Origin of the sequence: Pannonibacter phragmitetus, from assembly GCF_050510895.1 — a bacterium.
Classification (GTDB): Bacteria; Pseudomonadota; Alphaproteobacteria; order Rhizobiales; family Stappiaceae; genus Pannonibacter; species Pannonibacter phragmitetus_B.
Window position 1 is genome coordinate 2,050,447 of sequence record NZ_JBNINT010000001.1, and the last position, 26,279, is coordinate 2,076,725.

General features: G+C 63.8%; 21 protein-coding genes and 5 pseudogenes. 10 read left to right on the plus strand and 16 right to left on the minus strand.

The genetic code is table 11. The features are described 5' to 3' along the window. Positions 1 to 44: 44 nt before the first annotated feature. Complete coding sequence (locus tag ACQB61_RS09615; protein ID WP_430512455.1) at positions 45 to 1,514, minus strand: benzaldehyde dehydrogenase; 1,470 nt, start codon at positions 1,512 to 1,514, stop codon at positions 45 to 47. 339 nt (positions 1,515 to 1,853) lie between these two features. Between ACQB61_RS09615 and ACQB61_RS09620 the strand changes: the two are divergent. Together ACQB61_RS09620 and ACQB61_RS09625 are read left to right on the plus strand one after the other, a co-directional pair. Then, positions 1,854 to 2,366, plus strand: a pseudogene (locus ACQB61_RS09620) (XylR N-terminal domain-containing protein); the annotation flags it as partial. Positions 2,367 to 2,569: 203 nt separating this feature from the next. Next, positions 2,570 to 3,529: a sigma-54 interaction domain-containing protein gene (locus tag ACQB61_RS09625; protein ID WP_430512456.1), complete on the plus strand. Its 960-nt coding sequence runs from the start codon at positions 2,570 to 2,572 to the stop codon at positions 3,527 to 3,529. Between the two features lie 51 nt (positions 3,530 to 3,580). Here the strand turns inward: ACQB61_RS09625 and ACQB61_RS09630 are convergent, their stop codons facing one another. The 13 genes and pseudogenes from ACQB61_RS09630 to ACQB61_RS09690 form a co-directional block, all read right to left on the minus strand. Beyond that, the gene (locus ACQB61_RS09630; RefSeq protein ID WP_430512457.1) at positions 3,581 to 4,873 is read right to left on the minus strand and encodes a dipeptide ABC transporter ATP-binding protein; all 1,293 of its coding nucleotides are present in this window, start codon (positions 4,871 to 4,873) and stop codon (positions 3,581 to 3,583) included. Between the two features lie 14 nt (positions 4,874 to 4,887). Next, positions 4,888 to 5,283: an ATP-binding cassette domain-containing protein gene (locus ACQB61_RS09635; RefSeq protein WP_430512458.1), complete on the minus strand. Its 396-nt coding sequence runs from the start codon at positions 5,281 to 5,283 to the stop codon at positions 4,888 to 4,890. Positions 5,284 to 5,296: 13 nt separating this feature from the next. Further along, positions 5,297 to 6,193, minus strand: coding sequence for an ABC transporter permease (locus tag ACQB61_RS09640; protein ID WP_430512459.1), 897 nt, complete (start codon positions 6,191 to 6,193; stop codon positions 5,297 to 5,299). Positions 6,194 to 6,237: 44 nt separating this feature from the next. After that, complete coding sequence (locus ACQB61_RS09645) at positions 6,238 to 7,209, minus strand: ABC transporter permease (RefSeq protein WP_430512460.1); 972 nt, start codon at positions 7,207 to 7,209, stop codon at positions 6,238 to 6,240. 66 nt (positions 7,210 to 7,275) lie between these two features. Then, on the minus strand, positions 7,276 to 8,247 hold the full coding sequence (locus ACQB61_RS09650) for an ABC transporter substrate-binding protein (RefSeq protein WP_430512461.1): 972 nt from the start codon (positions 8,245 to 8,247) through the stop codon (positions 7,276 to 7,278). Next, entirely contained in the window at positions 8,235 to 8,906 is a 672-nt protein-coding gene (locus tag ACQB61_RS09655) for an ABC transporter substrate-binding protein (RefSeq protein ID WP_430512462.1), read from the minus strand. Before ACQB61_RS09655 ends, ACQB61_RS09650 begins: the two co-directional genes overlap by 13 nt. 133 nt (positions 8,907 to 9,039) lie before the next feature. Beyond that, positions 9,040 to 10,032, minus strand: coding sequence for a sugar-binding transcriptional regulator (locus ACQB61_RS09660; RefSeq protein WP_208975621.1), 993 nt, complete (start codon positions 10,030 to 10,032; stop codon positions 9,040 to 9,042). Between the two features lie 39 nt (positions 10,033 to 10,071). Further along, complete coding sequence (locus ACQB61_RS09665; RefSeq protein ID WP_430514337.1) at positions 10,072 to 10,878, minus strand: alpha/beta fold hydrolase; 807 nt, start codon at positions 10,876 to 10,878, stop codon at positions 10,072 to 10,074. Continuing rightward, on the minus strand, positions 10,764 to 11,012 hold the full coding sequence (locus ACQB61_RS09670; protein ID WP_430514338.1) for an E3 binding domain-containing protein: 249 nt from the start codon (positions 11,010 to 11,012) through the stop codon (positions 10,764 to 10,766). The genes ACQB61_RS09665 and ACQB61_RS09670 overlap by 115 nt, the downstream gene beginning before the upstream one ends. After that, positions 10,895 to 11,389, minus strand: coding sequence for a lipoyl domain-containing protein (locus ACQB61_RS09675; protein WP_430512463.1), 495 nt, complete (start codon positions 11,387 to 11,389; stop codon positions 10,895 to 10,897). The genes ACQB61_RS09670 and ACQB61_RS09675 overlap by 118 nt, the downstream gene beginning before the upstream one ends. Continuing rightward, on the minus strand, positions 11,389 to 12,399 hold the full coding sequence (locus tag ACQB61_RS09680; protein WP_019966160.1) for an alpha-ketoacid dehydrogenase subunit beta: 1,011 nt from the start codon (positions 12,397 to 12,399) through the stop codon (positions 11,389 to 11,391). The genes ACQB61_RS09675 and ACQB61_RS09680 overlap by 1 nt, the downstream gene beginning before the upstream one ends. Then, complete coding sequence (locus tag ACQB61_RS09685) at positions 12,396 to 13,439, minus strand: thiamine pyrophosphate-dependent dehydrogenase E1 component subunit alpha (RefSeq protein ID WP_430512464.1); 1,044 nt, start codon at positions 13,437 to 13,439, stop codon at positions 12,396 to 12,398. The genes ACQB61_RS09680 and ACQB61_RS09685 overlap by 4 nt, the downstream gene beginning before the upstream one ends. A 10-nt stretch (positions 13,440 to 13,449) precedes the next feature. Further along, a pseudogene (locus tag ACQB61_RS09690) lies at positions 13,450 to 14,785 on the minus strand (NAD(P)H-dependent oxidoreductase). A gap of 312 nt (positions 14,786 to 15,097) precedes the next feature. Between ACQB61_RS09690 and ACQB61_RS09695 the strand changes: the two are divergent. The 7 genes and pseudogenes from ACQB61_RS09695 (at position 15,098) to ACQB61_RS09725 (ending at position 21,804) form a co-directional block, all read left to right on the plus strand. Then, positions 15,098 to 16,654 carry an extracellular solute-binding protein gene (locus ACQB61_RS09695; protein ID WP_430512465.1) on the plus strand — a complete coding sequence of 519 codons (1,557 nt, stop codon included), beginning with the start codon at positions 15,098 to 15,100 and terminating at the stop codon, positions 16,652 to 16,654. Between the two features lie 9 nt (positions 16,655 to 16,663). Beyond that, a complete protein-coding gene (locus ACQB61_RS09700) occupies positions 16,664 to 17,605 on the plus strand; it encodes a carbohydrate ABC transporter permease (protein WP_430512466.1) in 942 nt (313 codons plus the stop codon). A gap of 3 nt (positions 17,606 to 17,608) precedes the next feature. Then, positions 17,609 to 18,451, plus strand: a complete 843-nt coding sequence (locus ACQB61_RS09705) for a carbohydrate ABC transporter permease (RefSeq protein WP_430512467.1) — start codon at positions 17,609 to 17,611, stop codon at positions 18,449 to 18,451. Between the two features lie 5 nt (positions 18,452 to 18,456). Then, positions 18,457 to 19,505: pseudogene (locus tag ACQB61_RS09710) on the plus strand (ABC transporter ATP-binding protein). A gap of 8 nt (positions 19,506 to 19,513) precedes the next feature. After that, a complete protein-coding gene (locus ACQB61_RS09715) occupies positions 19,514 to 20,515 on the plus strand; it encodes a carbohydrate kinase family protein (RefSeq protein WP_430512468.1) in 1,002 nt (333 codons plus the stop codon). Further along, complete coding sequence (locus ACQB61_RS09720; protein ID WP_430512469.1) at positions 20,487 to 21,191, plus strand: hypothetical protein; 705 nt, start codon at positions 20,487 to 20,489, stop codon at positions 21,189 to 21,191. Before ACQB61_RS09715 ends, ACQB61_RS09720 begins: the two co-directional genes overlap by 29 nt. 1 nt (position 21,192) lies before the next feature. After that, the gene (locus ACQB61_RS09725; RefSeq protein WP_430512470.1) at positions 21,193 to 21,804 is read left to right on the plus strand and encodes a hypothetical protein; all 612 of its coding nucleotides are present in this window, start codon (positions 21,193 to 21,195) and stop codon (positions 21,802 to 21,804) included. Positions 21,805 to 22,148: 344 nt separating this feature from the next. On the opposite strand, the gene ACQB61_RS09730 is transcribed toward ACQB61_RS09725, so the two are convergent. After that, a complete protein-coding gene (locus ACQB61_RS09730; RefSeq protein WP_430512471.1) occupies positions 22,149 to 23,660 on the minus strand; it encodes a ComEC/Rec2 family competence protein in 1,512 nt (503 codons plus the stop codon). Between the two features lie 152 nt (positions 23,661 to 23,812). Then, positions 23,813 to 24,502, minus strand: a pseudogene (locus ACQB61_RS09735) (DUF4131 domain-containing protein); the annotation flags it as partial. A gap of 203 nt (positions 24,503 to 24,705) precedes the next feature. Between ACQB61_RS09735 and gltX the strand changes: the two are divergent. Next, positions 24,706 to 26,129, plus strand: a pseudogene (gene gltX, locus ACQB61_RS09740) (glutamate--tRNA ligase). Positions 26,130 to 26,279: the final 150 nt, after the last annotated feature.

The window sequence follows — 26,279 nt, forward strand, 5'->3', positions numbered from 1 at the left end:
GGGCGCTGCCAGCTGAGGGCAGGCAGCGCCCGGCAAAAGGAATGTCAGAACGGGTAAGGCTGGGCCTCATCGCGGACGGTCACCCATTGCCACTGGGTGAATTCCTCGATGTCGGCAGGCCCACCGATGCGGGTGCCATTGCCCGATTTGCCGAAGCCGCCAAAGGGGGCAAAAGGCCCGCCATTCACGGTCTGGTCGTTGATATGCAGCATGCCTGTGCGCAGCTGATTGCCGATGGCCATGGCGCGGGAGGTGCTGGCCGACAAGATGCCGGCGGACAGGCCGTAGTCATTGTCCTGCGCAAGGCGGACAGCATCCTCATCGCTGGCAAAACTCATGATACAGGCCACAGGACCGAACAGCTCTTCCCGGAAGGCCAGCATGTCCGGCGTGATGCCCGCCAAAACGGTTGCCGGATAGAACAGCCCATCCGCAGTACCGCCCGCCAGAAGCCGCCCCCTTGGCAACCGCGTCATCGACGATGTGCTGGATCGTCTCCACCTGATTGGGGAAATGATCGGCCCCAGCGCCACACGGCCGGAGGCAGGATCACCCACCGGCAGATGGTGCGCCTTGGTCGCGATCATCGCAGCCAGCGACTCCGAAATGCTTTCATGAGCAAGGATCAGACCTGTCGCCATGCAGATCTGCCCCTGATGCAGGAAGGCGCCCCAGGCACAGTTGGAGGCGGCCACGTCCACATCCGCATCCTCCAGAACGATCAGCACGTTCTTTCCGCCAAGTTCCAGCTGCACCTTCTTGAGGTGGCGGCCGCAGACCTCTCCCACCTTCGCTCCACCTGCCGCAGAGCCGGTGAACGAGATCATGGCAATGTTCGGGTCCTTGCACATGGCCTCACCCGCTTCCGCGCCGCCAGGCAGGACATGCAGGACACCGGCGGGAAGTCCTGCTTCCTCGAACAGCCGGGCAATGATGATGCCGCCGGAAATGGGCGTGCGCGGGTCGGGCTTGTGTACCACCGCATTGCCCACCGCTAGCGCCGCAGCGATGGCTCTTACCGACAGAACGAGCGGGAAATTATACGGTGAAATAACACCCACCACCCCATGTGGCAGGCGCCGGGCGTGGCTTGTGCGGCCATCCATCGTTGGCAAAACCAGGCCCATGGGCGTGGTAGCCAGCGAGGCCGCATGGCGCAGAAACTGGGCGCCATGTTCGATCTCTATGCCCGCCTTTGCCTCGACCGAGCCACTTTCGCGCATGATCCACGGGATTAGTTCCTGACCGTTCTGCTCCAGAAGATCTGCCGCCCGGTTCAGGATCGCGGCGCGGGCCTGCGGCAGCACAGCCGCCCAGGCCTTCTGCGCAGCAGCGGCGGCCTTGGCCGCGGTGACAACCTCCTGCGGTCCGGCAAGCCCGGTTTCAGCCAGCACGTCTCCGGTCGCAGGCTCGCGCACAGTCAGCGTCCCGGCAGCGGAAACAGACCAGCTGCCGTCAAAGATACGTCCGCTCCAGCTTCCCGGCTTCAGAAATCCGGCGTGCAGCATATTCATGATCAGGTCCTCCCTTTGGCCGGAGGCGCCACAGGCTTGCCCTGCCGCGCCGCCCATGCCGCATTCCTCTTGGCAACTCCCGCCACCAGGCCATCTCCTCAAATGACCGTCGTTTCCCTTACGCAAGGGCCGTGCCACACCTGCCCCGCACCCGGCACGCTGGCGAAGCCTCTGAAACACATGATTTTTTAAGGAGAAACGGCGATCGCGCTGTCGCGCGGCATTCGGGAAATTTCATAATTTTGTTGAACGGCCCCAAAATTTCATGAAAACATGAAACGCATGAGCGCACCCGACCATCTGATTTCCCTTGCGGAAGCTTCAGCCCGCACGGGCCGGATGATCCGGCGCGGGGCCTTCAGCGAGTTGCCCACTGCCGCCCCGCCAACGCTGGATGATCTGGCACATTCGCTGCTCTTTGCCCTCGGCGACGGACGCATCTGGCTCAACGACCAGCGCATGGTGCTGATCCAGTCGCAGGTACTTGGTGCGCTGCGGGCGGAGCTGATCGATACGCTGGGCATGGAGCGGGCCAAGGCGCTGCTGATGCGCATCGGCTATCTGCAAGGTGTACGTGCGGCGGAGCTGGTGCTGGACCGCTTTGCCGGAGCCAGCATCACCCAGCTTCTGGCCGCAGGCCCCCGCGTGCACACGATGGAGGGCTTCGTCAAGGTGACGACACGCCACTTCGAGTTTGATGCGGACAGAGGCACCTATCACGGGGAGTTCGTCTGGGAGGACTCTTCCGAGGCTGCTGAGCATCACGCCAGCCATGGCCTTGCGCAGGAGCCCGTGTGCTGGATGCAGACCGGCGTGCCTTCCGGTTACACCAGCCGCATTCTCGGCCACCCGGTGTTCTTCCGCGAGATCGAATGCGCCGGCATGGGCGCACCGCACTGCCTCGTCGTCGGGCACGATGCTGCGGCATGGGGCAAGGATGCACCGGAGCATGAGTATTTTGGCCTTTCCTGGCGCGGGCGCAGTGCGGCCGCGAACACCAAAAGCCCGGTAGCGGAAACGGCCACGGCAGAACCTGCCCCCAGGGCCCGAGCGGCATGGTCGGCGTCTCGGCCAGCTTCCAGCGCGCCAGCCATCTCCTGGAAAAGGTCGCAGCAACCGATGCGACCGTTCTGTTCATCGGAGAATCCGGCGTTGGCAAGGAGTTGTTTTCCAGCCAGTTGCACCAGCTCGGGCGGCGCAGCAAGGCCCCCTTCATCGCCATCAACTGCGCCGCCATTCCGGACAATCTGGTGGAGTCCGAGCTATTTGGCGTGGAGAAAGGCGCCTACACCGGCGCCGTTGCGGCGCGTCCCGGCTACTTCGAGCGGGCGGAGGGCGGCACCCTGTTTCTGGATGAGATCGCCTCCCTCACCTTCTCCGCGCAGGGCAAGCTGCTGCGCGCCATTCAGGAGCGCACCATCGAGCGGCTGGGTGGCACCCGTTCCATTCCCGTAAACGTGCGCATCGTTGCGGCCAGCAATGTGGATCTGGCGCAGGAGGTCTCTGCCGGGCGCTTCCGGCGCGACCTTTATTACCGCCTCAATGTCTGTCCCATCCACATTCCCCCACTGCGGGAACGGCGCGATGACATCCCCCTGCTCTGCGCCCATTTTCTGGACCAGTTCCGGGAGAGGCACGGCAAGGCCATCGCCGGTTTCAGCCGCAGCACCATGGACGCGCTGCTGGCCTATGATTTTCCCGGGAACATCCGCGAATTGCAGAACCTTGTGGAACGTGGCGTGGTCTTCGCCGATGACAACGGCCTGATCGGCCTGCACCACGTGTTTCAAGGCAGCGAGAGGCCGACGGGTCCTGTGCCTGTGCTGCACACCGCACCCGGCGCCGCCCAGCTTCCGGCCCGCAGCGAAGGGCTTGGCCAGATCGAGGCACAGGAACAGGCGCTCTACCGTGATGCGCTGGCGCAGGAAAAAGGCAACATCTCCGCCGCCGCCCGGCGCCTTGGCCTCACGCGGGCACGGCTGGAATACCGCCTGCGCAAGCACGGGCTCCTCTGAGGGTACCCGTGCCAGGCCCGAAAAAGCTCATCGGCCGCGCGGTGTCTGACCTTAGAGACTGGGCATCAGGTCCAGCAAGTGGCGGGCATAGGGGCTGGCGGGCGCAGTGAAAAGCTGTTCGGTCTCCGCCTCCTCCACGATCAGCCCCTCCTTCATCACGATCACCCGGTCGCACATCTGGCGCACCACCGGCAGGTCATGGCTGATGAAAAGCACCGTGAGATCCAGCGCATCACGCAGGTCCTTCAACAGGTTCAGGATCTGCGCCTGGATCGACACATCCAGCGCCGAGGTCGGCTCGTCGCAGATGAGGAACCGGGGCCGCGTGGCAAGCGCACGGGCAATGGCGATGCGCTGGCGCTGGCCGCCGGAGAACTCATGCGGGTACTTGTCCGCCGCAGCCGCCCCAAGCCCAACCGCTTCCAGCAAATCCGCCACAATCCTGCGCCGCTCGGCAGATGAAGTGGCAAGGCCATGATGGGTCAGTGGCTCGGCAATGATGCGCCCTGTGCTCATGCGCGGATTGAGCGAGGAATACGGGTCCTGGAAGATCATCTGCACCTGCTGGCGCAGCGCCTTGTCTTCCGCCCGGCTCATGTCCGCGCCGATGGGCTTGCCGTCAAAGCTGATGCTCCCGGAGGTAGGACGGTAGATCTGCACCAGCATGCGGGCCAGAGAGGACTTGCCGCAGCCGGATTCACCCACAAGCCCCAGCACCTCCCCTTGCCGGATATCGAGGCTGACACCACGCACCGCCTCGAAGTAACGGCGGTTGGAGGGCAGCAAGGCCGCCTTTGTCTGGAAGCGCAGGCGCACATCCCGAACCTCGATGAGAGGCGTTGCATCAACAGCCTTGGAGCCAGCCTCCCGCCCTTCCGTCAGCCACTTCAGTGCCGGGCTGCGGTCCGTGCTGAGCGGAGCGTCATCTGCCTGCGGCGGATAGGTCAGGCGCGGAAAGCGGTCCAGCTTGCGGTCGCCGCGCGGCACGGCGCCAATAAGGCTGCGGGTGTAGGGATGGGCGGGCGCATCAATGATCTGCCGCACCGGACCGCTCTCCACCACCTCTCCCCTGTACATCACCACCACCCGGTCTGCCGTGCCGGAGATGACACCCATGTCGTGGGTGACGAGAATGACGCCGATGCCCCGCTCCTTCACCAGCTTGCGAATGAGATCAAGGATCTGCGCCTGCACGGACACGTCCAGCGCCGTCGTGGGCTCATCTGCAATGATCAGGTCAGGATCAGAGCAAAGCGCCAGCGCAATCACCACGCGCTGGCGCATACCGCCCGAGAACTGATGCGGATAGGCCGTGATCCGCTCTGCCGGACTGGCGATACCCACCTGCTCCAGCAGGCCTATGGCCTTCTCCCGCGCTTCCCCTCGCTCATGGGCTGATGAATGCGGATGGTCTCGATCAGCTGCGCCCCTACCGTCATAAGCGGGTTGAGGCTGGTAAGCGGGTCCTGAAAGATCATCGAGATGCGCTTGCCGCGCAGGCGGCGCATGGTCTTTTCACTGGCCGGATCAATCGCCTCGCCGTCAAAGCGGATTTCGCCTGCCGTCACCCGGCCCGGCGCCTCCAGAAGGCCCATCACGGCGCTGCCGATGGTGGACTTGCCAGCCCCGGACTCGCCGACGATGCCAACGATCTCGCCGCGCCCAACCTCGAGGCTGACATTCTGCACGGCCACAAAGGTGCCGAGGGGCTGCGGGTATTCCACCCTCATGCCGGAAATGGAGAGCAAGGACATGAAAGGCCTCCAGTCAGCGCAGCTTGGGGTCGAGGACGTCGCGCAGCCAGTCCCCCACGAGGTTGACCGACAGCACGAGAAGCGCCAGCGTCATGCCCGGAAACACCACCAGCCAGCGCTCGCCGGAGAACAGGAAGTTGTTGCCGATGCGGATCAGGGTGCCGAGCGAGGGCTCGGAGGCCGGAATGCCGACGCCGAGGAAGCTCAGCGTCGCCTCACCCAGCACGGCAACGCCGAGATTGATGGTGGCAATCACCAGCACCGGGCCCATGACGTTGGGCAGGATGTGGCGCACGAGGATCACCGGCGCGGAAATGCCGGTCACCTGCGCCGCCAGAACATAGTCCTTGTTGCGCTGAACCAGCGTCGAGGCGCGCACCGTGCGGGCGACCTGCGGCCAGATCGACAGGCTGAGCGCGAAGATGATGACGAAGACAGCAAGCTGATCGTGCTGCTCCGGCGGCAGGATGCCCCGGCTGACGCCATCCACCAGCAGCGCCACCATGATGGCCGGAAAGGTCATCTGGATATCGACGACGCGCATGACGATGGCATCCGTCAGCCCGCCGAAATAACCGGCAAGCAATCCGAACAGGAGACCGAACAGCACCGCTGTTACCACTGAAACACCGCCCACCATCAGGGACGTGCGGGTGCCGTAAAGCAGTGCGGAGAAGAGATCGCGGCCCTGATCATCGGTTCCCAGCAGAAACTCCGGACTGCCGCCCTCATGCCAGACCGGCGGCAGAAGCGAGTTGAGAAGGTCGAGCGAGGCGATGTCGAAGGGATTGTGCGGAGCAATCAGGGGGCAGCGATGGCGGCAAGGATCATCACCCCGCCTATCAGAGCAGCCAGAACCGTCAGCGGTGAAGCCAGAAAGCGGTAGAGCACCGGGCGCCGGGCGACCCAAAGACGCAGACCGGATGGCGTGGCAGAAGCAGGCATCCGTTTCCCTCAGCTGGCGCTGGCGCGCAGGCGCGGATCAACCGCATAGTAAAGCAGGTCCACCACCAGGTTGACCGTCACGAAGATCACCGCCACCAGCAGCAGGTAGGTGGAGATGACCGGGATATCGACCGTCGAAATCGCCTGCAGGAACAGAAGGCCGATGCCCGGCCACTGGAACACGCTCTCGGTGATGATGCCAAAGGCGATGATCGAGCCGAATTGCAGCCCGGCAATGGTCATCACCGGCACCAGCGTATTCTTCAGCGCATGGCGGAAGTGGATGCGCCGCGCCGGAAGACCACGCGCCTTGGCAAAACGGATGAAATCCATGCGCATCACCTCCAGCATCTCCGCCCGTACGAGGCGCATGATGAAGGTAAGCTGGAACAGGCCAAGCGTAAAAGCCGGAAGGATGATGGAAAGCCAGCCCGAACGGGTCAGAAGCCCGGTGGTCCAGAAACCGAGATCCACCGTCTCGCCGCGGCCAAAGGTCGGCAAAAGGTTCAGCTCCACGCCGAAATAGACCATCAGCATCAGCCCGACGAAGAAGGTGGGCATGGAAATACCGGCGAGCGAAAAGATCATGATGACCCGCGCGAGCCAGCTGTCCGGCTTCAGCCCCGCCAGCACGCCGAGCGGAATGCCCAGCGCCAGAGCCAGCGAGAAGGCAATGACGCTGAGCTCAATGGAGGCAGGAAGCCGGTCTGCAATGAGCCGGCTGACCGGTTGCCCCATCTGATAGGACAGGCCGAATTCGCCCTGCACCACGCGGGAAATGAAATGGCCGAATTGCACCAGCACCGGATCATTCAGCCCCAGCGCCTCGCGCAGGGCAGCCCGGTCGGCAAGGCTCGTCTCCTCGCTGACCAGCTGCGACACGGGATCGCCCAGGTAGCGGAACATGAAGAAGGCCACCAGCGCCACAACCAGCAGCACGATACCTGCCTGAAACAGGCGGCGGAGCATGTAGAAGATCATTGCGCCGAGAATCCCGGTTGCGCCACGGCATCCGGTAGCCGGATGCCGCAGCTTCTGACGGCCAGCTTACTGCCCGATGGTCACGTGGCGCCAGTCGAAGACGTTGTCAGCGCGGCGTTCCAGCTTCACGTTCTTGCCGGTGCCCCATGCGGCCCAGGTCTGATGCAGCGGCACATAGGCCACGTCCTTTGTGGTGATGGTCCAGGCCTCGCGGATCAGCGCATTGCGCTTGTCCTGATCGGCTTCCTTCAGGATCTCGCCTGCCAGCCGGTCCACTTCCGGATTGCAGTAGCCCGCAAAGTTGGACTTGCCAGCCACGACCTTCGTCAGATCGTCTTTGTCCCACAGGGGCCGGTCCGGCGAAATGCGCGGGCACATGTGCAGGGAATAAAGCGCGATGTGGCTGTCGAGGCTGGCCGGTGTCGTACCCAGCATCGCAAGACCGAAGTCCATGTTCGGCGCAGTGATGGATTCCAGGTACTTGGCACGCGGCTGCACGTTCGGCTTGGCCTTGATGCCCACTTTCGCCAGCATGGAGGAAATGGCAAGGCAGGTCGCCTCGTCATTCACATACATGTCGTTGGAGCACTGGTAGGTCATGGTGAAGCCATCCGGGTAACCGGCTTCCGCCAGCAGCGCCTTGGCCTTCTCCGGATCATAGTCCAGCCGCTTGATCTCGTCCGTGTAGCCGTTGACGCCCGGCGCCACCATCAGGGCCGCAGGGGTGGTCTGGCCGCGCATGATCTTGTCACGGATGGTGTTGATGTCGATGGCCCGGTAGATGGCCTCGCGCACGCGCACGTCCTTCAGCGGATTGACACCCTCAAGGCCAGAGCCCGGCAGCGTGTCCTTCCACTGGTTCATGGAAAGATACATGGTGCGCACTTCAGGCCCGGCAGCGATCTGCGCATTGGGAGCCGCCTCAAGCCGCGGGATGTCCTGAACAGGAATGGGGAACACCACATCCAGCTGACCGGCCAGAAGCCCGGCCACACGGGTCGCCGGGTTCGGAACCGGGGTGTAGGTCACCTTGTCCACGTTACCCGTCTTCGCGGCAGCCCCCACCAGGCAGGAAAGGCTTCAAGCACGGTGCGCACGCCCGGCTCACGCGCCACCAGCTTGTAGGGGCCGGTGCCATTTTCATGCAGGGTCGCGTAATTCTCCGTGTCGCCACCCTTCTGCGGCGGCGCCACCTTGTTCGCCTCCGACCAGGACTTCGACATGATGTACCAGTTGGCCCAGGTGAAGTTCAGGATCGGGTTCGGATCCTTTGTGATGAAATCCACCGTGTGGTCATCCACCTTGACGACCTCGACACCCGCCGGAAGCCGGTTCTTGAAGTCGGAGGAACCGGAGCGCACGCGCTCGGCGGAATAGATCACGTCATCTGCCGTAAAGGGGCTGCCATCGTGAAAGGTCACGCCCTTGCGCAGATGGAACCGCCACTGGGTGGGCGACAGCATTTCCCAGCTTTCGGCCAGCGCCGGTTCAAGCTTCAGGTCCGGCGTGCGGCGCACGAGGCCTTCATAGACGTTGCCAAGGAAGCCGGAGGTGAAAACCTCTTCGACCGCATAGGGATCCATGGACACCAGATCGCCCTGCGAGGCAAAGCGAAGCTCCGCCGCCTGCGCGCTCGCGGCAAAGGCAAATAAAACGGAAGAGGAAAGCAGTAGCGCTGCGCGTTTCGCCTGTGTCATGGCCGAACCCGTCTGATTGAGATGCCCGGAGGCAACAAAGGAAGGAAATCTATCAGTCACAGAGGCGCCAAGGCCTGTCAAGGCAGGCATCCGCCGGAAATGCCTACAAGAAGGAGAAGGCAGTGAACACGGCTCATGCCTCAAGCTGACCCAGCAGCCGCTGCGCTGTCAGTTCATCTGTAATGACAACGTCCATATCCAGCGCCTTGAGGGTGGCACGCATCATCTGCGTCTTCTCGCGGCCGCCGGAAATCAGCACCTTGGACTTCACCCGGTCGAGCCGGTCCAGCGGGATGGATATGGAGCGCTCGTTCACCGGATGCGGCACGGTTCGCCCTTCCGCATCGAGGAAATGGTAGAGCACGTCCCCCACCGCCCCCGCCGCCACAAGGGACTGACGCTCGGCTTCCGACACCTGCCCCAGCCTGTAGGAGGTGGTGAGTGTCGAGATACCGCCGCAGGAGAGCAGCGCCACATCACATGTCTCGGCCATCTGCAACACCTGATCAAGACCGCAGTGCTCCAGCAGCGCGTGGCGGGTCTGGACGGAATCCACCAGCGCCGGAGCGGGCACGAGGAAACCTTCGGCATCGAAGAGTTCAGCAAACTGCCAGGCGAATTCCGCCGGGTTGAAGCGCTTGGCCTGCGAGATACCGCCCAAGAGCGAGATGACGCGCACGCCTTCCAGCTGCCGCCCCTCAATGAAGGGCAGCATCTGATGCAGCGTGCGGCCCCAGCCCACGCCAACAGTCATGCGATTGGCCATGATGCCGGAGACATAGGTGCCTGCCGCAGATGCAATCGCCCGGGTCGGGTCGCCGTCAGGATCGGAGAAGGGCGCGACGATGGCTTGCCGCAGGCCGAAGCGCTCTTCCAGCTGGCGCTGCAGCTCCACCAGCGGGGCGATGTCCGACTTGATGCGGATGATCACCTCACCCCGCTTGCGGGCATCGGACAGGAGCCGCGTGATGAGAATGCGGTTCACGTCCAGCTTCTTGGCAACTTCCGACTGGGTCAGCCCCTCGACATAATAGAGCCAGGCAGCACGGATGCGGAGCTGGCCGTGCTGGTCGGCAGGGCCGCGCTCCCGCGCTCCGTTCGTCTGGCTGCTCTGGCTGTCGGACATGGGCGTTTCCCGCTATCGATGAGGAATCTTCATCCCCCATCATAGGTGCTGACGCAGGATTTTGCCAATCTGATCCGGGACTTCCACCTGCGGCATATGCCCGGCGCCCTCGATGAGGTGCAAGGCGACCTGACCGCTTGCGCGCAGGGCATGCTGCCAGGGGATGATCTCATCCTGCCGGCCCCAGATGATCCGTGCCGGAACATCGAGACGGCCCAGCGCCGCACGCAGGTCGAAGCCTTGCGTCCCGTCAGGGAACAGCACATCAGCCAGCGCGGTCTGCGCCGCCCTGAGTGCCGCATCCTTGCGCCCGGCCATGGCAGCCTTGGCGTAGCCATCGGTGATCATGTCCGGATTGGCAACGAGGCAGCGCAGCCACGGCGCAAGGCTCTCAGCCCGCTGCGCCCGGCAGATGCCGGAGAGAACCTGCCCGTTGATTTCCGCCCCAAGGCCAGCAGGAGCGATCAGCGTCAGGCTCTCCACTTGCCGGGGCCGCGTATCGGCCAGCGCCAGCGCCAGAGCGCCGCCAAGGCTGTGACCGATCAGATGCACCTTCTCCTCGCCCGTCTGCTCCAGCGCCCGGCGCAGTTCGGAAGCGAGCGAAGCAAAGTCCGGAATGCGCAGGCGCGGCGACTTGCCATGCGAGGGCAGTTCGATCCGGATCAGCGGACGGTGCTTGAGATAGGCCTCCAGCGGCGCCCAGCTTGCCCCGTCGCTGGCAAAACCATGGATCAGCACAACGGGAATTCCGGTGCCGCCCTTGCTGCGGGTGATCGAGAGCGGACCAGTCTGCCACTCGGGAGACGGCGGCACTGCAGAAGCCGGAAGGACCGCTTCGACAGCCACACCTGCCCTGCCCGTTTCAAGCGCCTTGCGCACATCCTCCCCTGCACGCGCCCCTGAGGGCCGGAGCCGGAGATAGCGCCAAGATCAACGCCGCCTTCACGGGCAAGGCTTCGGGCAAGCGGCGTGGCGCGCAGGCCCTGCCCCCGCCTGCTGTTTCGCCTGCAGGCGCGGCAACGGGTGCAGCGGCGGGAGCAACCGCGGCAGGTTCCGGCGAAGCGGCAGGCGTTTCAACAGCAGGCGCGGCGGATTGGTTAGGCGGCTCACCAACGGCTTCATCCTTGCCATAAAGCCAGGCGACCGTTGCGCCAATCGGCACATCCGTTCCTTCTGCAATGACATGATGCAGGAAGCCGGAAGCAGATGCTTCCACTTCCATGGCGGCCTTGTCGGTTTCGATGTCGAAGAGCGGCGCGCCCTTTTCCACCCACTCACCGGGTGCGACATGCCAAGTGGCGAGCTTCCCGCTCGCCATATCCATGTCCACCTTCGGCATGATCACTTCATTGGGCATCACACACGCCCCTTCGCCAGCTTGCGGGCCGCATCCAGAATGTCCGGCACCTGCGGCACAACGGCCTTTTCAAGCTCGGGATTATAGGGGATCGGGCTCTCGGCACCGCCCAGGCGGATGATCGGCGCGTCGAGGAAGTCGAAGGCATCGCTTTCGGCCACCATGGCGCTGACTTCAGCACCGACGCCCAGCGTCTTCACCCCTTCATAGACACAGACAAGCCGGCCCGTCTTGCGTACGGACGCCAGAACCGTCTCCCGGTCCATCGGCCGCACGGTGCGCAGGTCGATCACTTCGGCGCTGATGCCTTCGGCTTCCAGCGTGGCGGCTGCCTCAAGCGCCTTGTGCACCATGATGGCGGTGGCGACGATGGTGAGGTCCTTGCCAGGACGGCGGATGGCGGCCTTGCCGATGGGTGTCGTGTAATGCCCCTCCGGCACATGCCCCTTCATCTTGTAGAGGATCTTGTGCTCGAAGATCATCACCGGGTCCGGATCTTCCAGCGCCGCCAGCAGCAGGCCCTTGGCATCTTCCGGCGTGGAGGGCTGCACCACCTTCAGGCCCGGCACATGACCCAGCCAGGCTTCAAGGCTCTGGGAATGCTGCGCCGCTGCGCCCGTGCCGGAGCCAGCTGGAAAACGCATCACCAGAGGTACGGAAACGGCGCCGCCCAGCATATAACGCAGCTTGGCCGCCTGATTGACGATCTGCTCCATGGCAAGGGCAGCAAAATCGGAGAACTGAAACTCGAAGATGGGCCGCAGGCCGGTCAGCGCCGCGCCAACGGCGACACCGGCACCACCCAGTTCCGAGATGGGCGTATCCATCACCCGGTCTGTGCCGTACTTGTGCACAAGATCGCCGGTCACCTGAAAGGCACCGCCGTAGACGCCGATGTCCTCGCCCATGAGAACGACGCGGGGATCTGAGCCCAGCGCCAGATCCATGGCCTCGCGGATGGCCTCGGCATAAGAGAGTTCGCGGAGGGGGCTCGCCGGATGCGCGTTCATGCTGCGGTCTCCTCAGTGTAAACGAAACGGGTGGCCTCGGAGGCCTGTGGCGAGGGGCTGGCGGCGGCAAAGGCGATGGCATCGGCAATCTGCTGCGCCACACTGGCTTCCAGCGCCTCAATGCCTTCCTGGTTCAGGATGCCGTGATCGACCAGCATGGCGGCCATGCGCTTGATCGGGTCCCGCTCCATCCACTCGGCGATCTCTTCCTTGGTGCGGTAGCGGTTGCGATCGGACTTGGAATGACCGCGCCAGCGATAGGTGAGGTTCTCAACAAGGCTCGGCCCCTCACCTGCCCGCGCACGGGCCACAGCCGCATCCACGGCTTCGGCAACGGCGGAGAAGTCATTCCCGTCCACGGTCACGCCCGGCATGCTGTAGGCGGCTGCACGCTCGGAAATATGCTTTACCGCCGTGGAGCGCTCCACCGAAGTGGACATGCCGTATTTGTTGTTCTCGCAGACGAACACCACCGGCAGCTTCCAGACCGCGGCCATGTTCAGCGCCTCGTGGAAAGCGCCCTCGTTGTTGGCACCATCACCGAAGAAGCAGACCGTCACAGCGCCCGTGCCCAGCCGCTTGGCCGCAAGGGCGGCACCAACCGCAATCGGCAGACCGCCACCGACAATGCCATTGGCGCCGAGATTGCCCTTGGCAACATCGGCGATGTGCATGGAGCCGCCCCGGCCCCGGCAGTAGCCGGTTTCCTTGCCGAAGAACTCGGCAAACATCCGCCCCAGATCCGCGCCCTTGGCAACACAGTGGCCGTGGCCACGGTGGTTGGAGGTGATCTTGTCCTCATCCGTCAGCGACATGGATGAACCCACGGCTGAAGCTTCCTGCCCGATGGACAGGTGCATCGTGCCGTGAATGAGGCCGCGCATGTAGCTGTCTTCCGCGCCTTCCTCGAACTTGCGGATCAGCATCATCTTGCGCAGCGCTTCCGTCAGCGCCTCGGGCGAGTAGGTGCGCAGCGCATAGGGAAGATTGGCATCGGTTGCGGGCGCGGCGCCCTTTGCCTTTTCATCGGTGTTGGCCATGGCTCTGTCCTCAGGCATGCGCCGGCTCTTGCCCGTACACCATCGCATCCTGGCGGCGGCGCAGTTCGGCAATGCGGGAGTTGGCGGGAAGCGCGGTGTTGTCGCTGGTGATCAGTTCGCCCTTGCGGATCGGCTGGGTGACCTTTGCCCCCGTCAGCAGACCTGCAGGAATGCCCTTGGCGGCACGGGCGCGGGAGACTTCCATGACCCAGGCGCGGTAGGTGTATTCGCCGATCTGGTCCAGCGTCTCACCCGGCAGCAGGTCGCGCTTCGCCACCGCGCAGACTTCCGCCACCGGCTTGTCGAGCGGGATCATGTCGGCCTTGCCGTAGAGAACGGCGCGGGCGCAGGTCAGCGGCACTTCCAGCGAGGTCAGGTGATAGGGCCGGATGAAGCTGAAATACGGACCATCGCCCATCTTCAGATCCTTCATCCGCTCCCAGACGCGCGGATGCTCTGCCTCGGCGACAACGAAAACGCCTGGCGCCAGCCCTTTGCCGACGGAAAAGTCCACACGGCCAATGCCGGAAAGCACACCGCCATCTTTCTGCGGAATAAGGGTGGTTGCCAGCTCCTTCGGCCCGGCAGCAGGCCCATGCATGCCGTCACAATCCGGAACGAGACCCGTGGCATTGGCGATGGCGGCCATCTCCACCATGGTCTTGGAGCCATCAACGAATTCCACCAGCATGCGCGCATTCATGTGGCGCGCCTTGGCTTCCGCCGCATAGGCATCCGGCGTTGCGTCGATGTTAAGCGGGTTGTTCTTGCCCTTGCCCGCACAAACGATCTCGATGGCCCATGGCGGAGACGAACTCGATCAACTCCATGCAGGAAGACGGCTCGTCGCCTGCGCCGAGGCTGTAGACAACGCCCAGCCGGTCCGCCTCACGCCGCAGATAGGCGCCGATGGTCACATCTGCCTCGACGTTCATCATGACCAGATGCTTGCCGCGCTCCATGGCGTTGAGGCCGATTTCCGCGCCGACGGCCGGAACGCCCGTGGCGTCGATGACAACGTCAATGAGGCCCGATTCGAGAATGATGTCGGAAGACGAGGCAATGGCCGTGCGGCCGGATTCGATGGCGGCATTCAGCTTGTCCACCGTGCCGGCGTCCTGGCTATGGCCCTGCTCCTGACGGGCAATCTCCACGGCCTTGTGCGCGGCCGCAGGGTTGATGTCCGCAATCGCAGCCACTTCCACGCCATCCATCATGGAAGCGCGGGTGACGATATCCGTGCCCATTTCACCGGAGCCGATCAGTCCGATGCGGACCGGGCGGCCTGCCTGCGCCCTTGCAGCCAGATCGCGGGCGAGACCTGTAAGCGCGACGTTTGAAGCCATTTCATATGCCTTGGTGGGGTTGAGTTGCCGCAAGCATTGTGAACTTTCGTTCTTATGTCAACGCACTTGTTCATTCATTCATCGCTGCAATCGCTCACAACCACCGCCGCACTGCACAACGGATCAAGCCATACTTTGCATCAAATCCGATTGACAAGGAGCGAAAGACGAACAATTGTTTTATAGAACATTCAAATGTTCCGGCCCATCTCAGCAGGCAAATGAACCGCCTGCCCAGCGCAACCTCTGCGCAACCCGGGCCGAGGAAATGCCATTGGCAATCATGGCCATCGTCATCTGGGAGGAGACTTGATGGGTATCACCGGAAAACTTTCGCGCCGTTCGTTCCTGAAGGCGGGCACTGCCGCCGCCGGCGCATCACTGATCGGCACCACATGGAGCGGCCGCCTGCTGGCGCAGGGCGCCCTGCCCGATCCGCAGAGCGTGCTGGACGATATTTCCATCTCGAAATACGTCCGCGCCGACTACCAGAAGCTCTATGGCCTGACTGACAGCAAGCCGCTTTGGGACCCGAAGAAGGACTGGATCCGCACCGTTGACTGGGAAGCGGTGCGCAAGGAATTCGCCGGCACGACCGTGCGCTTTGCCATTGGCGCTGCCGACCAGGAATCCGCCGCCGAGGGCCTTGCCCCGTTCGAGGCCCTGTCGGGCATCAAGGTGGAACTGGTGCCGATCCCGGATGACAGCTTCTATGACAAGGCCGTCGCCGAGTTCATCTCCGGCAATGCATCCTTCGATGCGCTGCAGTTCTTCTCACCCTGGCTGGGCGACTTTGCAGCTCCCGGCTTCCTCGCCCCGCTTGGCGACTTTGCCGAGAAGTGGAAGCTGCCGCTTGATGACTTCTACGACACCTACCGCCTGAACTACGGCTATTTCAACGGGACCATGTACGGCATCCCGTTCGACTGCGACATTCAGATGGTGCATCTGCGCAAGAAGATGGTCGAGGATGTTCTGGGCGGCCCGATCGACAGGTGGAATTCCGTTCCGACCTATGACGAGCTGATCCGTCTGTCGGCTGAGCTGAACAACAAGACCAAGGGTGTTGCCGGTATCGGGATGCTGGGCGCACGCGGTTTCTGGTCCACCTACACCTGGGAGCATGTCGCGGCACAGGCCGGCATGATGCTCTTCGACGACAAGTGGGAGCCGATCTTCAACGGCGACGCGGGCAACAAGGGCATGGATACCATCCTTGCGCTGTCCAAGAACGCCATCGAGGGCGTTGCCGGTGCAGGCTGGGGCGAAAACCGCGCCGCATGGCTCGGCGGACAGGTCGCCACCAACATCAGCTGGCAGGATTCGGGCACGCAGGCCATGCGCCCCGACCAGTCGAAGATCGTGGACGACTTCGTCACCATCTACGAGCCGCGCATTGCCGGTGGCCACTTCGCCCCGCCCAACATTGCAGGCTCGACCTCCTGCGTCGCCGCAAGCAGCCAGAATGCGGAAGGTGCATTCCTGATGCTCGCCTTCCTCACCACCTCCTCGATCATGGCCATGAACGAGGCCAATGCCAATGGCGTGGCTCCGGGCTACCGCTCGGTTCTGACCAACCCGAACCTTCAGGTGGCCTCGCAGCCAGCGGAAGTGTGGAGCAAGTCGCTCGACTACGCCTGGTGCGCACCGCGCCTGCCCGGCATGTTCGAGATGGAACAGGCCATGGGCAACGAGATCAACCGCGCCCTGACCGGCCAGATCTCCGGCAAGGAAGCTCTCGACAACGCGGCGGCTGCCGTACGCAAGATCATGGACCGCAACGGCTTCTATGGCAGCAAGCCGCCGGTCGACTACGCCGCCGCCGCACCCGGACTCTGGGTGGGCAAGGACAAGGCTCTGCCCTTCTGAGGACCTGCAATGACCGGCACCCACCTGCCGGCAGCCGGGGCGGCTTCTGCCGCTCCGGCCATGCCCGGCCGTACCTTCAGGCGCCGCAATCCGCGAATGCGCCAGCTTTTCCCCTACCTGCTGGTGGCTCCGGCCGTCTGCTTCCTGCTGACGATCACGCTCTATCCGGGCGCCTATGCGATCTATCAGTCTCTCTTCTATGTGAAATTCAACAGCTGGACCTTTGTCGGCACCGAGAACTATCAGGAGCTCCTGAACGACCGGGAGTTCTGGGCCGCGCTCGGCAACACCGTCATGATCGGCGGCATCGCACTGATTGCGGAATGCCTGCTGGCGCTCCTGCTTGCCTTCCACGCCTACCGTGACCCGTGGATCAAGGGCTGGCGCATCATCTTCCTGGTGCCGATGCTGTTCATGCCCTCGGCGGTGGCCTTCATCTGGAAGCTTGCCTTCATGGATGGCCGCGTCATCTCCGACCTTCTGATGCGCATCGGCCTCATCGACGGAAACGTTGCCTGGACATCCTCCATCTGGCTGTCCCGCCTGACGCTGATCGTCGCCGACATCTGGCAGTGGACGCCGTTCCTCTTCATCATCTTCGTGGCCGCCCTTCAGGGGCAGGACGAGGAAGTGGAAGAGGCTGCCCGCCTCGATGGCGCAAGCTGGGGCGCGATCTTCTGGAATATTTCACTGCCAATGATGCGGCCCGTGATTGCCGTGGCGGTGATCCTGCGTGGCATCGACATCACCACGATGTTCGCCAACGTCTTCATCATGACCCAGGGCACGCCCGGCGGCGCGACGGAGACGATCAGCTATTTCATCTACCGGATCGGCTTCAAGACCTTCAACTTCGGCTACGCCTCGGCGGCCTCGGTGGTCATGCTGGTTCTCACCGTCATCATCGCGCAGCTTGCCGTCAAGCGCGCCTTCCGCTCAGGGAGGGACTAGGCCATGGCCTCGCAGCGCCGCAACAAGGGCGAAAAGCTCTTCCTGCGCTATCTCATTCTCGGGGCCTGGGCTCTGTTCTGCCTCGCCCCCGTGCTCTGGTTCCTGTCCATCGGCTTCCGCCCGCGGACGGAGATCATCACGCCCCAGCCGATCTACCTGCCGAGCTTCAGCCTCGATGCCTGGCACATGATCTGGTCCGACTGGCCGATGGGGCATTACCTGCGCAACTCGCTGCTGGCGATTGCCGGTTCCGTCGTCATCGACCTGGTTCTGGCCGTGCCAGCCGCCTTCTCGCTCGCACGCTACCGCTACAAGGGCCGGGAGGACATTGGCTTCTACATCCTGTCCACCCGCATGATGGCCCCGGCCATCGTGGCGATCCCGATCTTCTTCCTGTTCAAGACGATGGGCCTGCTCAACACGGTCTGGGCGCTGATGCTGATCTATGCGGCGATCAACCTGTCAGTCGTCACCTGGATCATCCGCTCCTACATGCTCGACATCCCGAAGGAACTGGAGGATGCAGCACGCACGGACGGAGCCTCTGACCTGCGCATCCTGTGGGAGATCATCATCCCGGCCATCCTGCCGGGCATCATCACCGCAGGCGTCATCGCGGCCATTTTCGCGATCAACGAGTTCCTCTTCACCCTTCTGATCGCTTCCACCAAGGATGCCTATACGCTCTCGGTGGCGCTCGCCAACTTCACCGGCGGATCAGACGGTGTCATCTACAACGCAATTGCCCTCGTCGCTTTCCTCGCGTTCGTTCCGGTGTTCCTGGTGGTGGCAGCCATCCAGAAGCATCTCTCGCGCGGGCTGACGATGGGCGCGGTCAAGGGATAAGCACCATGGCACGTATCGAACTCTCCGGCATCCAGAAGTCCTGGGGCAGCCTGTGGGGCGTGCGCGATGTGAACATCGACATCGCCGACAAGGAATTCATCGTCTTCCTCGGCCCCTCGGGCTGCGGCAAGACCACCACCATGCGCATGATCGCCGGGCTGGAAGACCCCAGCGAAGGCGAGATCCGCATGGATGGCGAGGTGATGAATGCCGTGGACGCCCGCGACCGGGATGTCGCCATGGTGTTCCAGGGCTATGCGCTCTATCCCAACATGAGCATCTACGAGAACATCCGCTTCCCCTTGCGCATGCGCGGTGTGCCGAAGGCCGAGCATGACCGGCGCGTGCGCGAAGCTGCCGCCCTCGTGGAGCTTTCGGACTATCTCGACCGCAAGCCGGGCGCGCTTTCCGGCGGCCAGCGCCAGCGCGCCGCCCTTGCCCGTGCCATCGTGCGCCAGCCGCAGGTGTTCCTGATGGATGAGCCGCTATCGAACCTCGATGCCAAGCTGCGGCAGGCGATGCGCGTGCAGATCAAGCACATCCAGCGCCAGCTGGCCATCACCACCGTCTACGTTACCCATGACCAGATCGAGGCCATGACGCTGGCGGACCGGATCGTCATCATGCAGTCCGGCGCCATCCAGCAGATCGGCACACCGGACGAGATCTACAACGACCCGGCCAACACCTTCGTTGCAGGGTTCATCGGCTCTCCCCGATGAACCTGGTGCCGGGGCGGCTGGAGAACGGAACGTTCTCCGCCCCCGGCATCTCAATCCCGGACGTGCGCCTGGCCCACAGCGGCGACGTCACCCTCGGCGTGCGCCCCGAAGACTGCCACGTCACGGACAGCGGCGGGCACATGAGCGCACCGGTCTATGGCGTGGAGCCGACCGGCGACCTCACCTATCTGACGCTGAAGCCCGGCAACCTGCTGTTCGAGGTGAAGGCCGACCGCAGCTACCGCTCCGATCTGGGGCGCACGCAGGCTATCGCCTTTGATCTGTCGCGGCTGTATTTCTTTGATACGGCCAGCGGTCAGCGGCTTCGGTGAGGTGCGCCATGCGGGCAGATTACACATCCATGGGCTTCTACACGTTTGACGCCCTCTGCCGCCCGGTGAACGAGCTTCCGGCGGGCGGCGGCACCCTGTTTGTCGAGGACTTCACGCTGGCGGTCTCCGGCGCGGCCGGCAGCGCCGCCATCGTCGCGGCCAAGCACGGGCTGAAGGTGCGGGCTGTGGGAGGCGTCGGCCATGATGACATGGGCGACTGGGTGCTGATGAAACTCGGCGGCTTCGGCGTCGACACCAGCCTGATGCAGCGCTGCGATGGCTTTGCCACTTCCTCCTCCATCGTCACCACAAGGCCTGATGGTGCCCGCCCTGCCCTGCACAAGCGCGGCGCCACGGCAGGCTTTTATGTGGACGATGCGCAGGCGGAAACCGTGCTCGACACGAAGATCCTGCATGTCGGCGGCGTCGGGCTGATGGACCGGATGGACAAGGGCCGCAACGCGGAACTGATGGCGGAAGCCAAGAAGCGCGGTGTCACCACCACGCTCGACGTCTTCGCCTCCACTCGCGATGACCTGCCGCTGGTCAGGCCGCTGCTGGCGCATACGGACTATTTCATGCCCTCCGAGGAGGAAGCCCGCGCCCTGTCCGGGCTTGAGGATTTCGAGGACATTGCCAAATTCCTGCTCGATCAGGGCACGGGTGCCGTCATCCTGACCCTCGGCGCGCTGGGCGCCATGTACCGGGACAACAACGGCCTTGCCTTCGATCTTCCAGCCTATGCGATCGACGTTGTGTGCACCTGCGGCTGCGGTGACTGCTTCAATGCCGGCTTTGCCACCGGGCTGCATCTCGGCCTGCCCATCGAGGACTGTGTGCGCATGGGACAGGCAAGCTCTGCCCAGAACGCCATGGGTCTCGGCTCGCAGGCTGTTGTGAAAGATCTCGATACGACGCAGAGGTTTATGGCCAACACAGCGCTGCGCCCCTATACTTGGGCGGAAGATCAGGAGTTGCGCCATGAAGCACCCGCCCGTTCCGGGGCCTGAGGAACTTGCCCTGCCGCTCAGGGACATCCTGCGCGGCCTGCGCCAGAAGGCCCCCTTGCCGAAATCGCTGATCGAACCAGCCCTCAACCTGCTGCCGCGGGACATTCGCTCCTCGCTGAGCCGCATTGTCGAGGATGTTGCAGGTGAAAAGATCGGACGCCTGCGTGTGCGCACGCCTGATGCCGCCTCGCTGCAACGGGCCAGCCTTGCGCTGAAGGGCGGGCCCGCAGCCCCGGCGGATGTGGCCGGTGCACTCGCCTGGGGCGGCGCGCTGTTTCTGGCCGAGGCCGGTGTTTCCACCCTCCTCGTCAGCGAGACAGTGGCCGCGCTCTGCTGGCACGAAGCGCTGGATGAGAGCTTCGACAGCCCGGCCCGTGCGGCAGCGCTGGTACAAGGGCTCGACCGGCATAGTTTCATCAGCCCGGCCCCCGGTATCGTTTCTGCTGCGGTGCCGGACAGCGGCATGGAACCGGCGCGGCTGCGTCTTGCCATGACAGCGCTTGTGGTGTGGCTGCTGGCAGAGCGCTCGGGCACACTGGGCAGCCTCTCCGGCGAGCATGAACTGCTCCGCATCGCTCTGCTGCTTTGCGACAGCAGCAAGGACGAAATTGCAGACGCCTTCCGCAACCGCGAAGCGCTTGGCAATCTGCTGCAACAGCTGGCCGAAAGGATCTGACATGAGCGGCCCGCTTGCCAGTTTCGAGAATTCCCGCATGCCGGTGCGCAAGGCGATCCGCCGTCTGCGCTGGTTCATTGCTTCCTTCCACGAACATGCAAACGGCCTGACGGCAGAGACCGGACAGGCCTTTACCGTGGATGACGGCAAGCTGACCGCCGCCTTCATGAGCTGGTACCGTGCTTTTGAGGCGCAGAAGCACAAGGCGGACGCAGACCGTCGCGGCTATGTCACCTTCGCCGCTGGTTTGATGCTGCGTGAACTTCTGCATTTCGGCCCGCTGACAGCCCAGCGCGGCGGGACAGCTCCGGGCGTACCTTCCCCATCCAGCGGCGGTGCTCCGGCTGCCTTCTGGCCGGAAGGCCACGCTTATGTCACCTATTGCCTCGCCGTGCGTGCCGCCGTTCTGGCGCAGGAATTCCACACCGAGCCGCATGAGGTGCCTGAGCTTTCGGACCTGCGGACCTGGTGGTCCTTCCGGGAAAACATCTTCGAAGACCCGGACCTTGCCATCAGCTTCCTGGAGCTCTTCAGCGGCGAGCAGCCTCACTGGACCGCCTCCGCCATCTTCGCCCCGCATCCGGACACTCCACCTCTGCCCCGGCAGCAGTGAGGCGCGCCCAGTTGCGTTCCTCTCCATCGTCATCCCGGGCAGAAGCGAAGCGGAAGTCTGGGGTACGCTCATTCGCAGAGCTTTGGGACTGAAGGCGCACAGAGGCTGGCGAAAGAGAAAACCCTGCCTCACGGCTCAAGACAAAGCACCTCTCTGCGAGCGAGTAGGCCCCGGCTCGCGCTGCGCTTGGCCGGGGTGACATGGTGGCTGACGACAAGGCCGTCATCAGCGGCTGCGGCCTTCACTATGCTGAGGCAAAAAGCACAGATTTGCTACACGCTCCGCGTCGTCCCGGACGCAGCAAAGCGGAGATCCGGGACCCACTCGCTTGCAGAGCGTTGAGATTAAAGCGCAGTGCTGAGGCTGGCCACTGTCCCGGACCCTCTCTTCGTTCGTCCCAGATGAAGCTTGAGAGAAAAGTACGTGGACGCTCCCTCCTCACGGCCCCCGTGCCAGGGGCGGGTGCGGACGGGGCGGGCCCATTGCAGGTCCGTGATCACGGCTTTGCTTTCCACCACATTCAGCCACAGCGCCAGCGCGCCTTTCTGCGTGCGCTCCGGCCCGCCGATGGCAAGAACCTTTGCGCAAGCACGCGGCAAAGTGAAGCTGCTGACGGCGATATCCGCATGGCGGCAATCCTCCTCCAGAGCCTCGAGGCTGCGGCTGAGAGCCACGCGAAGTGGAGCCACCGCAGCCCCTTCTTCCATATGCAGCGGATAGGCATCCACGACACAGCCGGACGGATCACAGGCCATATGACGCTTGAGCAGGCGGCGCGCCTCAAATTCCATCGGCGGCACCCCATCGCCCCGCAACCAGGTTTCTGCGGCAAAACCAATCTTCGAGGCAGTGACGCGCAAATCCCCTGATGCATCGCGCACTGCTACCAGCACGCCCCTGTCCGCCACCATGATGTCCGGCGGGCGGAAGAGCGTCAGCGAGACAACGCCAATCCCGAGCGGCACTGCTGCAATGGCCCGCCAGCGCCCGTTCGCCAGCAGCAGCATGAAGACCGAGGCCGTGAGCATCACTGCTGCAAGGGCAGACATCTGGCCGGTCACCCCGTCGGTATCGCTGAGTGAGGCGGTAAAGCGGGCCGATGCCAGCATCAGATCAATGCCCCAGCCCATCACCGCCAGCGGCAAATCCGCAAGGCCGAAAGGCAGCAGCAGGAAGGCCAGCACACCGGCGGGCATGACAATGAACGAGACGGCAGGCATGGCCAGCAGGTTGCCGAGCAGCCCATAGGGCGATATCCGGTCAAAGTGATAGGCACCAATTACACCCGTCGCCACGCCGGCAACAAGCGATGTCATGGCAAGCCCTCCCGCCCATAACACTACAGATGAAAGGATGCGGTTTGCAGGGCCGAGGCTTGCCCGGCGTACCGCATTCATCTTCGTGGACGGACGCCGGGCCCAGTCGTCATAGACCGCGACCAGACAGAGAACGGCAGCAAAGGACATCTGGAAGCCAGGGTCATAGAGATCCTCAGGCGCAACGATCAGCAGCGCCACCGCCACCAGCGAGAGGCTGCGCAGGCTGAGGCCGCGCCGCCCGGTCAGAAGCCCCAAAAACACCAGTGCGATCATCAAATATGACCGCTGCGTCGGCACGCTTGCGCCGGACAGAAGCAGGTATGCCGTGGCCGTGACCAATGCGACGCAGGCGGCGATCTTGTGAATGGGCAGGCGCAAGGCCAGCAGCGGAAAGGCAGCAAGGAGCGCCAGCGCCGCCGCATAGACCCCACCCGCAAACAACGCCATGTGCAGGCCGGAAATCGAGAGCACATGCGCCAGACCGGATTCCCGAAGATCCTCCACCGCTTCATCTGAAATGAGACTTCTATCCCCCACCAGCAGCGCCGCAGCGAGCGCGGCGCGATCCCCTCACCAATGGCAGTGCGAATGCCTTCGACAAGACCCGCCCGCACAGCCTCAATCTGGCGGAGCGCCTTCAGCCGGAGCCCCGGCGGCGGCAGGTCAATTGCCTCCGGCGCGCCCAGCACGAAGCCGGTTGCGCCAATCCGGTCATAATAGGCGCGGAAGGCAAAGTCATAACCTCCCGGACGCACCGGGCCGGAGGGTGGCACCAGCCGGGCCCGCACCTTGATGGCATCGCCAATGGCGAGCTTTTGCGCCTGCCGCAGCACCAGGCGCACCCGTGCGGGTGCCTCGCCCCGGCGCGACCAGCGCACCACATCAACCGTTACCTGCCGGGACGCGCCCGCTCCGGCGATGCCCGAGACATGACCGGAAATCTCCGCCGATACCGGCCCCTTCAACACAGGAGCGGCAATACTGAGGGTGCGCATGGCCCCGGCCGCGGCGCCTGCCAGCATCAAGGCCAGAACCAGCACAACGGCATGAAGCCGCCCCCGCCAATGTGTCCACAGAGCAAAGATCAGAGCCACGACAGACAGCGCCATCAGCACCCAGGCATTGGGTTCACGCGGGGCGGAAAAATACAGCGCAATGCCGCCGCAAAAGGCGAAGGCCTGCAGCACGGGCGCAAGATCACGCGGTGCTTTGCGGCTAACGGTCTCGACCGGCTTCAGCAGCGCGGCATCGGGCGTATGCGGCCGCTTGCGCCACAGGCGCTCACCATGCCGGTAAAACCAGTCAGGAACGGAAAAGCGACGGCGCGGCGGCGGCGCCCTGTCATCTGTTGCAGAGCCTGTCAGCCCTGCACCGGCCATGGCCCTGCGGCCCCTGCTTCATACGCCAAATGCAAACCCGCCCCACACTGCCGGTGCTTCGCACCAGCCTTGCCCATACCCCTTTATCCATTCGCAGCGCCCCGGACATTTGCCGGGCCGCGCGCCTGTGCTAAAGAGCCAGCAACCGGATTCCGGTTCTGACCGGCATCACCTCACTCTGACAGAGAAACAACATCCTGACCATGGCTGACCAGATCGTCACGCGCTTTGCGCCTTCCCCGACCGGCTACCTTCATATTGGCGGCGCCCGTACGGCCCTCTTCAACTGGCTTTTCGCCAAGCGCCACGGCGGCAAGATGCTGCTGCGCATCGAGGACACCGACCGCGCCCGTTCCACCAAGGAAGCCGTGGACGCGCTGCTTGATGGCCTGACCTGGCTCGGCCTCGACTGGGACGGCGAGCCGGTGTCCCAGTTTGGCCGCGTCAAGCGTCATCAGGAAGTGGTGGAAGAGATGCTGGCACGCGGCACCGCCTACCGCTGCTATTGCACGCCGAAAGAACTGGAAGAAATGCGTGAGAAGGCCCGCGCCGAAGGCCGTCCTCCCCGCTATGACGGCACCTGGCGTGACCGCGATGCCTCCGAGGCTCCGGCTGGCGTTGCACCGGCCATCCGCCTGCGCGCGCCGCTCGAGGGCGAGACCATCGTTGATGATCAGGTTCAGGGCCGCATCACCTTCCCGAACAAGGATCTGGACGACCTCGTGCTGATGCGCTCGGACGGCGTGCCGACCTACATGCTGGCCGTGGTGGTGGACGACCATGACATGGGCGTCACCCACATCATCCGTGGCGACGACCATCTGACCAACGCCGCCCGCCAGACGCTGATCTATCAGGCCATGGGCTGGGACGTGCCCAGCATGTCGCATATCCCGCTGATTCACGGCCCGGACGGCGCAAAGCTCTCCAAGCGCCACGGCGCGCTGGGCGCCGAAGCCTACCGCGCCATGGGCTATCTGCCCGCCGCCATGCGCAACTATCTTGCACGCCTCGGCTGGAGCCACGGCGACGACGAAATCATGTCCACCGAAGACATGATCTCTTGGTTCGGCCTTGAGTCCATCGGCCGCTCGCCCGCCCGCTTCGACTTCAAGAAGCTGGAGAACCTCAACGGCCATTACATGCGCGCCACCGCTGATGCGGATCTGCTGGTGCACTGGAAGGCCTGCATTGCCCACAACGAAGGCGGCGCTGCCATTCTCGACTGGATGGCGGCTCCCGGCAATGAAGCCAAGGTGCTGGCTGCCCTGCCCGGCCTCAAGGAGCGCGCCAAGACGCTGGTGGAACTCACCGAAAGCGCATCATACCTTTGGCGGATGCGGCCAATTGACCTTGATGAGAAGGCGGCCACAATTCTGGACGCAGACGGCAAGTCGATCCTTGCGCGCCTTCTCCCGCTGCTGCAGGCAGATGATGTCTGGTCGCTGGAGAGCACCGAAGCCGTCGTCAAGGCCTTCGCAGAGGCGGAAAATCTGAAGCTTGGCAAGGTGGCGCAGCCCTTCGCGCCGCACTGACAGGCCGCGGCACCTCGCCCGGCATCTATGATGTGCTTGTGGTGCTGGGCAAGGACGAATCTCTGGGGCGCATTGCTGATCAGGCGGCTTGAGCACTGATCTGACAGGCGTTTTCAGATGAGCGTTTAGCGTTCACAGACGGAACAAAGCCCATGGCGCAAGCGTTTGCGCGCCATGGGCAGTGCAGCATGCAGCTTGCAGCCCCTGCTCAAATGGGATACGCAATCCGGGGCTATTTCAAC

What these genes read in the sequence shown, in the direction of transcription:
- ACQB61_RS09615 (WP_430512455.1), bottom strand. Translation starts at nt 1,514, where the DNA reads ATGAATATGCTGCACGCCGGATTTCTGAAGCCGGGAAGCTGGAGCGGA.
- ACQB61_RS09720 (WP_430512469.1), top strand. Translation starts at nt 20,487, where the DNA reads ATGAAGCACCCGCCCGTTCCGGGGCCTGAGGAACTTGCCCTGCCGCTC.
- ACQB61_RS09695 (WP_430512465.1), top strand. Translation starts at nt 15,098, where the DNA reads ATGGGTATCACCGGAAAACTTTCGCGCCGTTCGTTCCTGAAGGCGGGC.
- ACQB61_RS09675 (WP_430512463.1), bottom strand. Translation starts at nt 11,389, where the DNA reads ATGCCCAATGAAGTGATCATGCCGAAGGTGGACATGGATATGGCGAGC.
- ACQB61_RS09715 (WP_430512468.1), top strand. Translation starts at nt 19,514, where the DNA reads ATGCGGGCAGATTACACATCCATGGGCTTCTACACGTTTGACGCCCTC.
- ACQB61_RS09700 (WP_430512466.1), top strand. Translation starts at nt 16,664, where the DNA reads ATGACCGGCACCCACCTGCCGGCAGCCGGGGCGGCTTCTGCCGCTCCG.
- ACQB61_RS09680 (WP_019966160.1), bottom strand. Translation starts at nt 12,399, where the DNA reads ATGAACGCGCATCCGGCGAGCCCCCTCCGCGAACTCTCTTATGCCGAG.
- ACQB61_RS09625 (WP_430512456.1), top strand. Translation starts at nt 2,570, where the DNA reads ATGGTCGGCGTCTCGGCCAGCTTCCAGCGCGCCAGCCATCTCCTGGAA.
- ACQB61_RS09655 (WP_430512462.1), bottom strand. Translation starts at nt 8,906, where the DNA reads ATGACACAGGCGAAACGCGCAGCGCTACTGCTTTCCTCTTCCGTTTTA.
- ACQB61_RS09685 (WP_430512464.1), bottom strand. Translation starts at nt 13,439, where the DNA reads ATGGCCAACACCGATGAAAAGGCAAAGGGCGCCGCGCCCGCAACCGAT.
- ACQB61_RS09645 (WP_430512460.1), bottom strand. Translation starts at nt 7,209, where the DNA reads ATGATCTTCTACATGCTCCGCCGCCTGTTTCAGGCAGGTATCGTGCTG.
- ACQB61_RS09725 (WP_430512470.1), top strand. Translation starts at nt 21,193, where the DNA reads ATGAGCGGCCCGCTTGCCAGTTTCGAGAATTCCCGCATGCCGGTGCGC.
- ACQB61_RS09660 (WP_208975621.1), bottom strand. Translation starts at nt 10,032, where the DNA reads ATGTCCGACAGCCAGAGCAGCCAGACGAACGGAGCGCGGGAGCGCGGC.
- ACQB61_RS09705 (WP_430512467.1), top strand. Translation starts at nt 17,609, where the DNA reads ATGGCCTCGCAGCGCCGCAACAAGGGCGAAAAGCTCTTCCTGCGCTAT.
- ACQB61_RS09635 (WP_430512458.1), bottom strand. Translation starts at nt 5,283, where the DNA reads ATGTCCTTGCTCTCCATTTCCGGCATGAGGGTGGAATACCCGCAGCCC.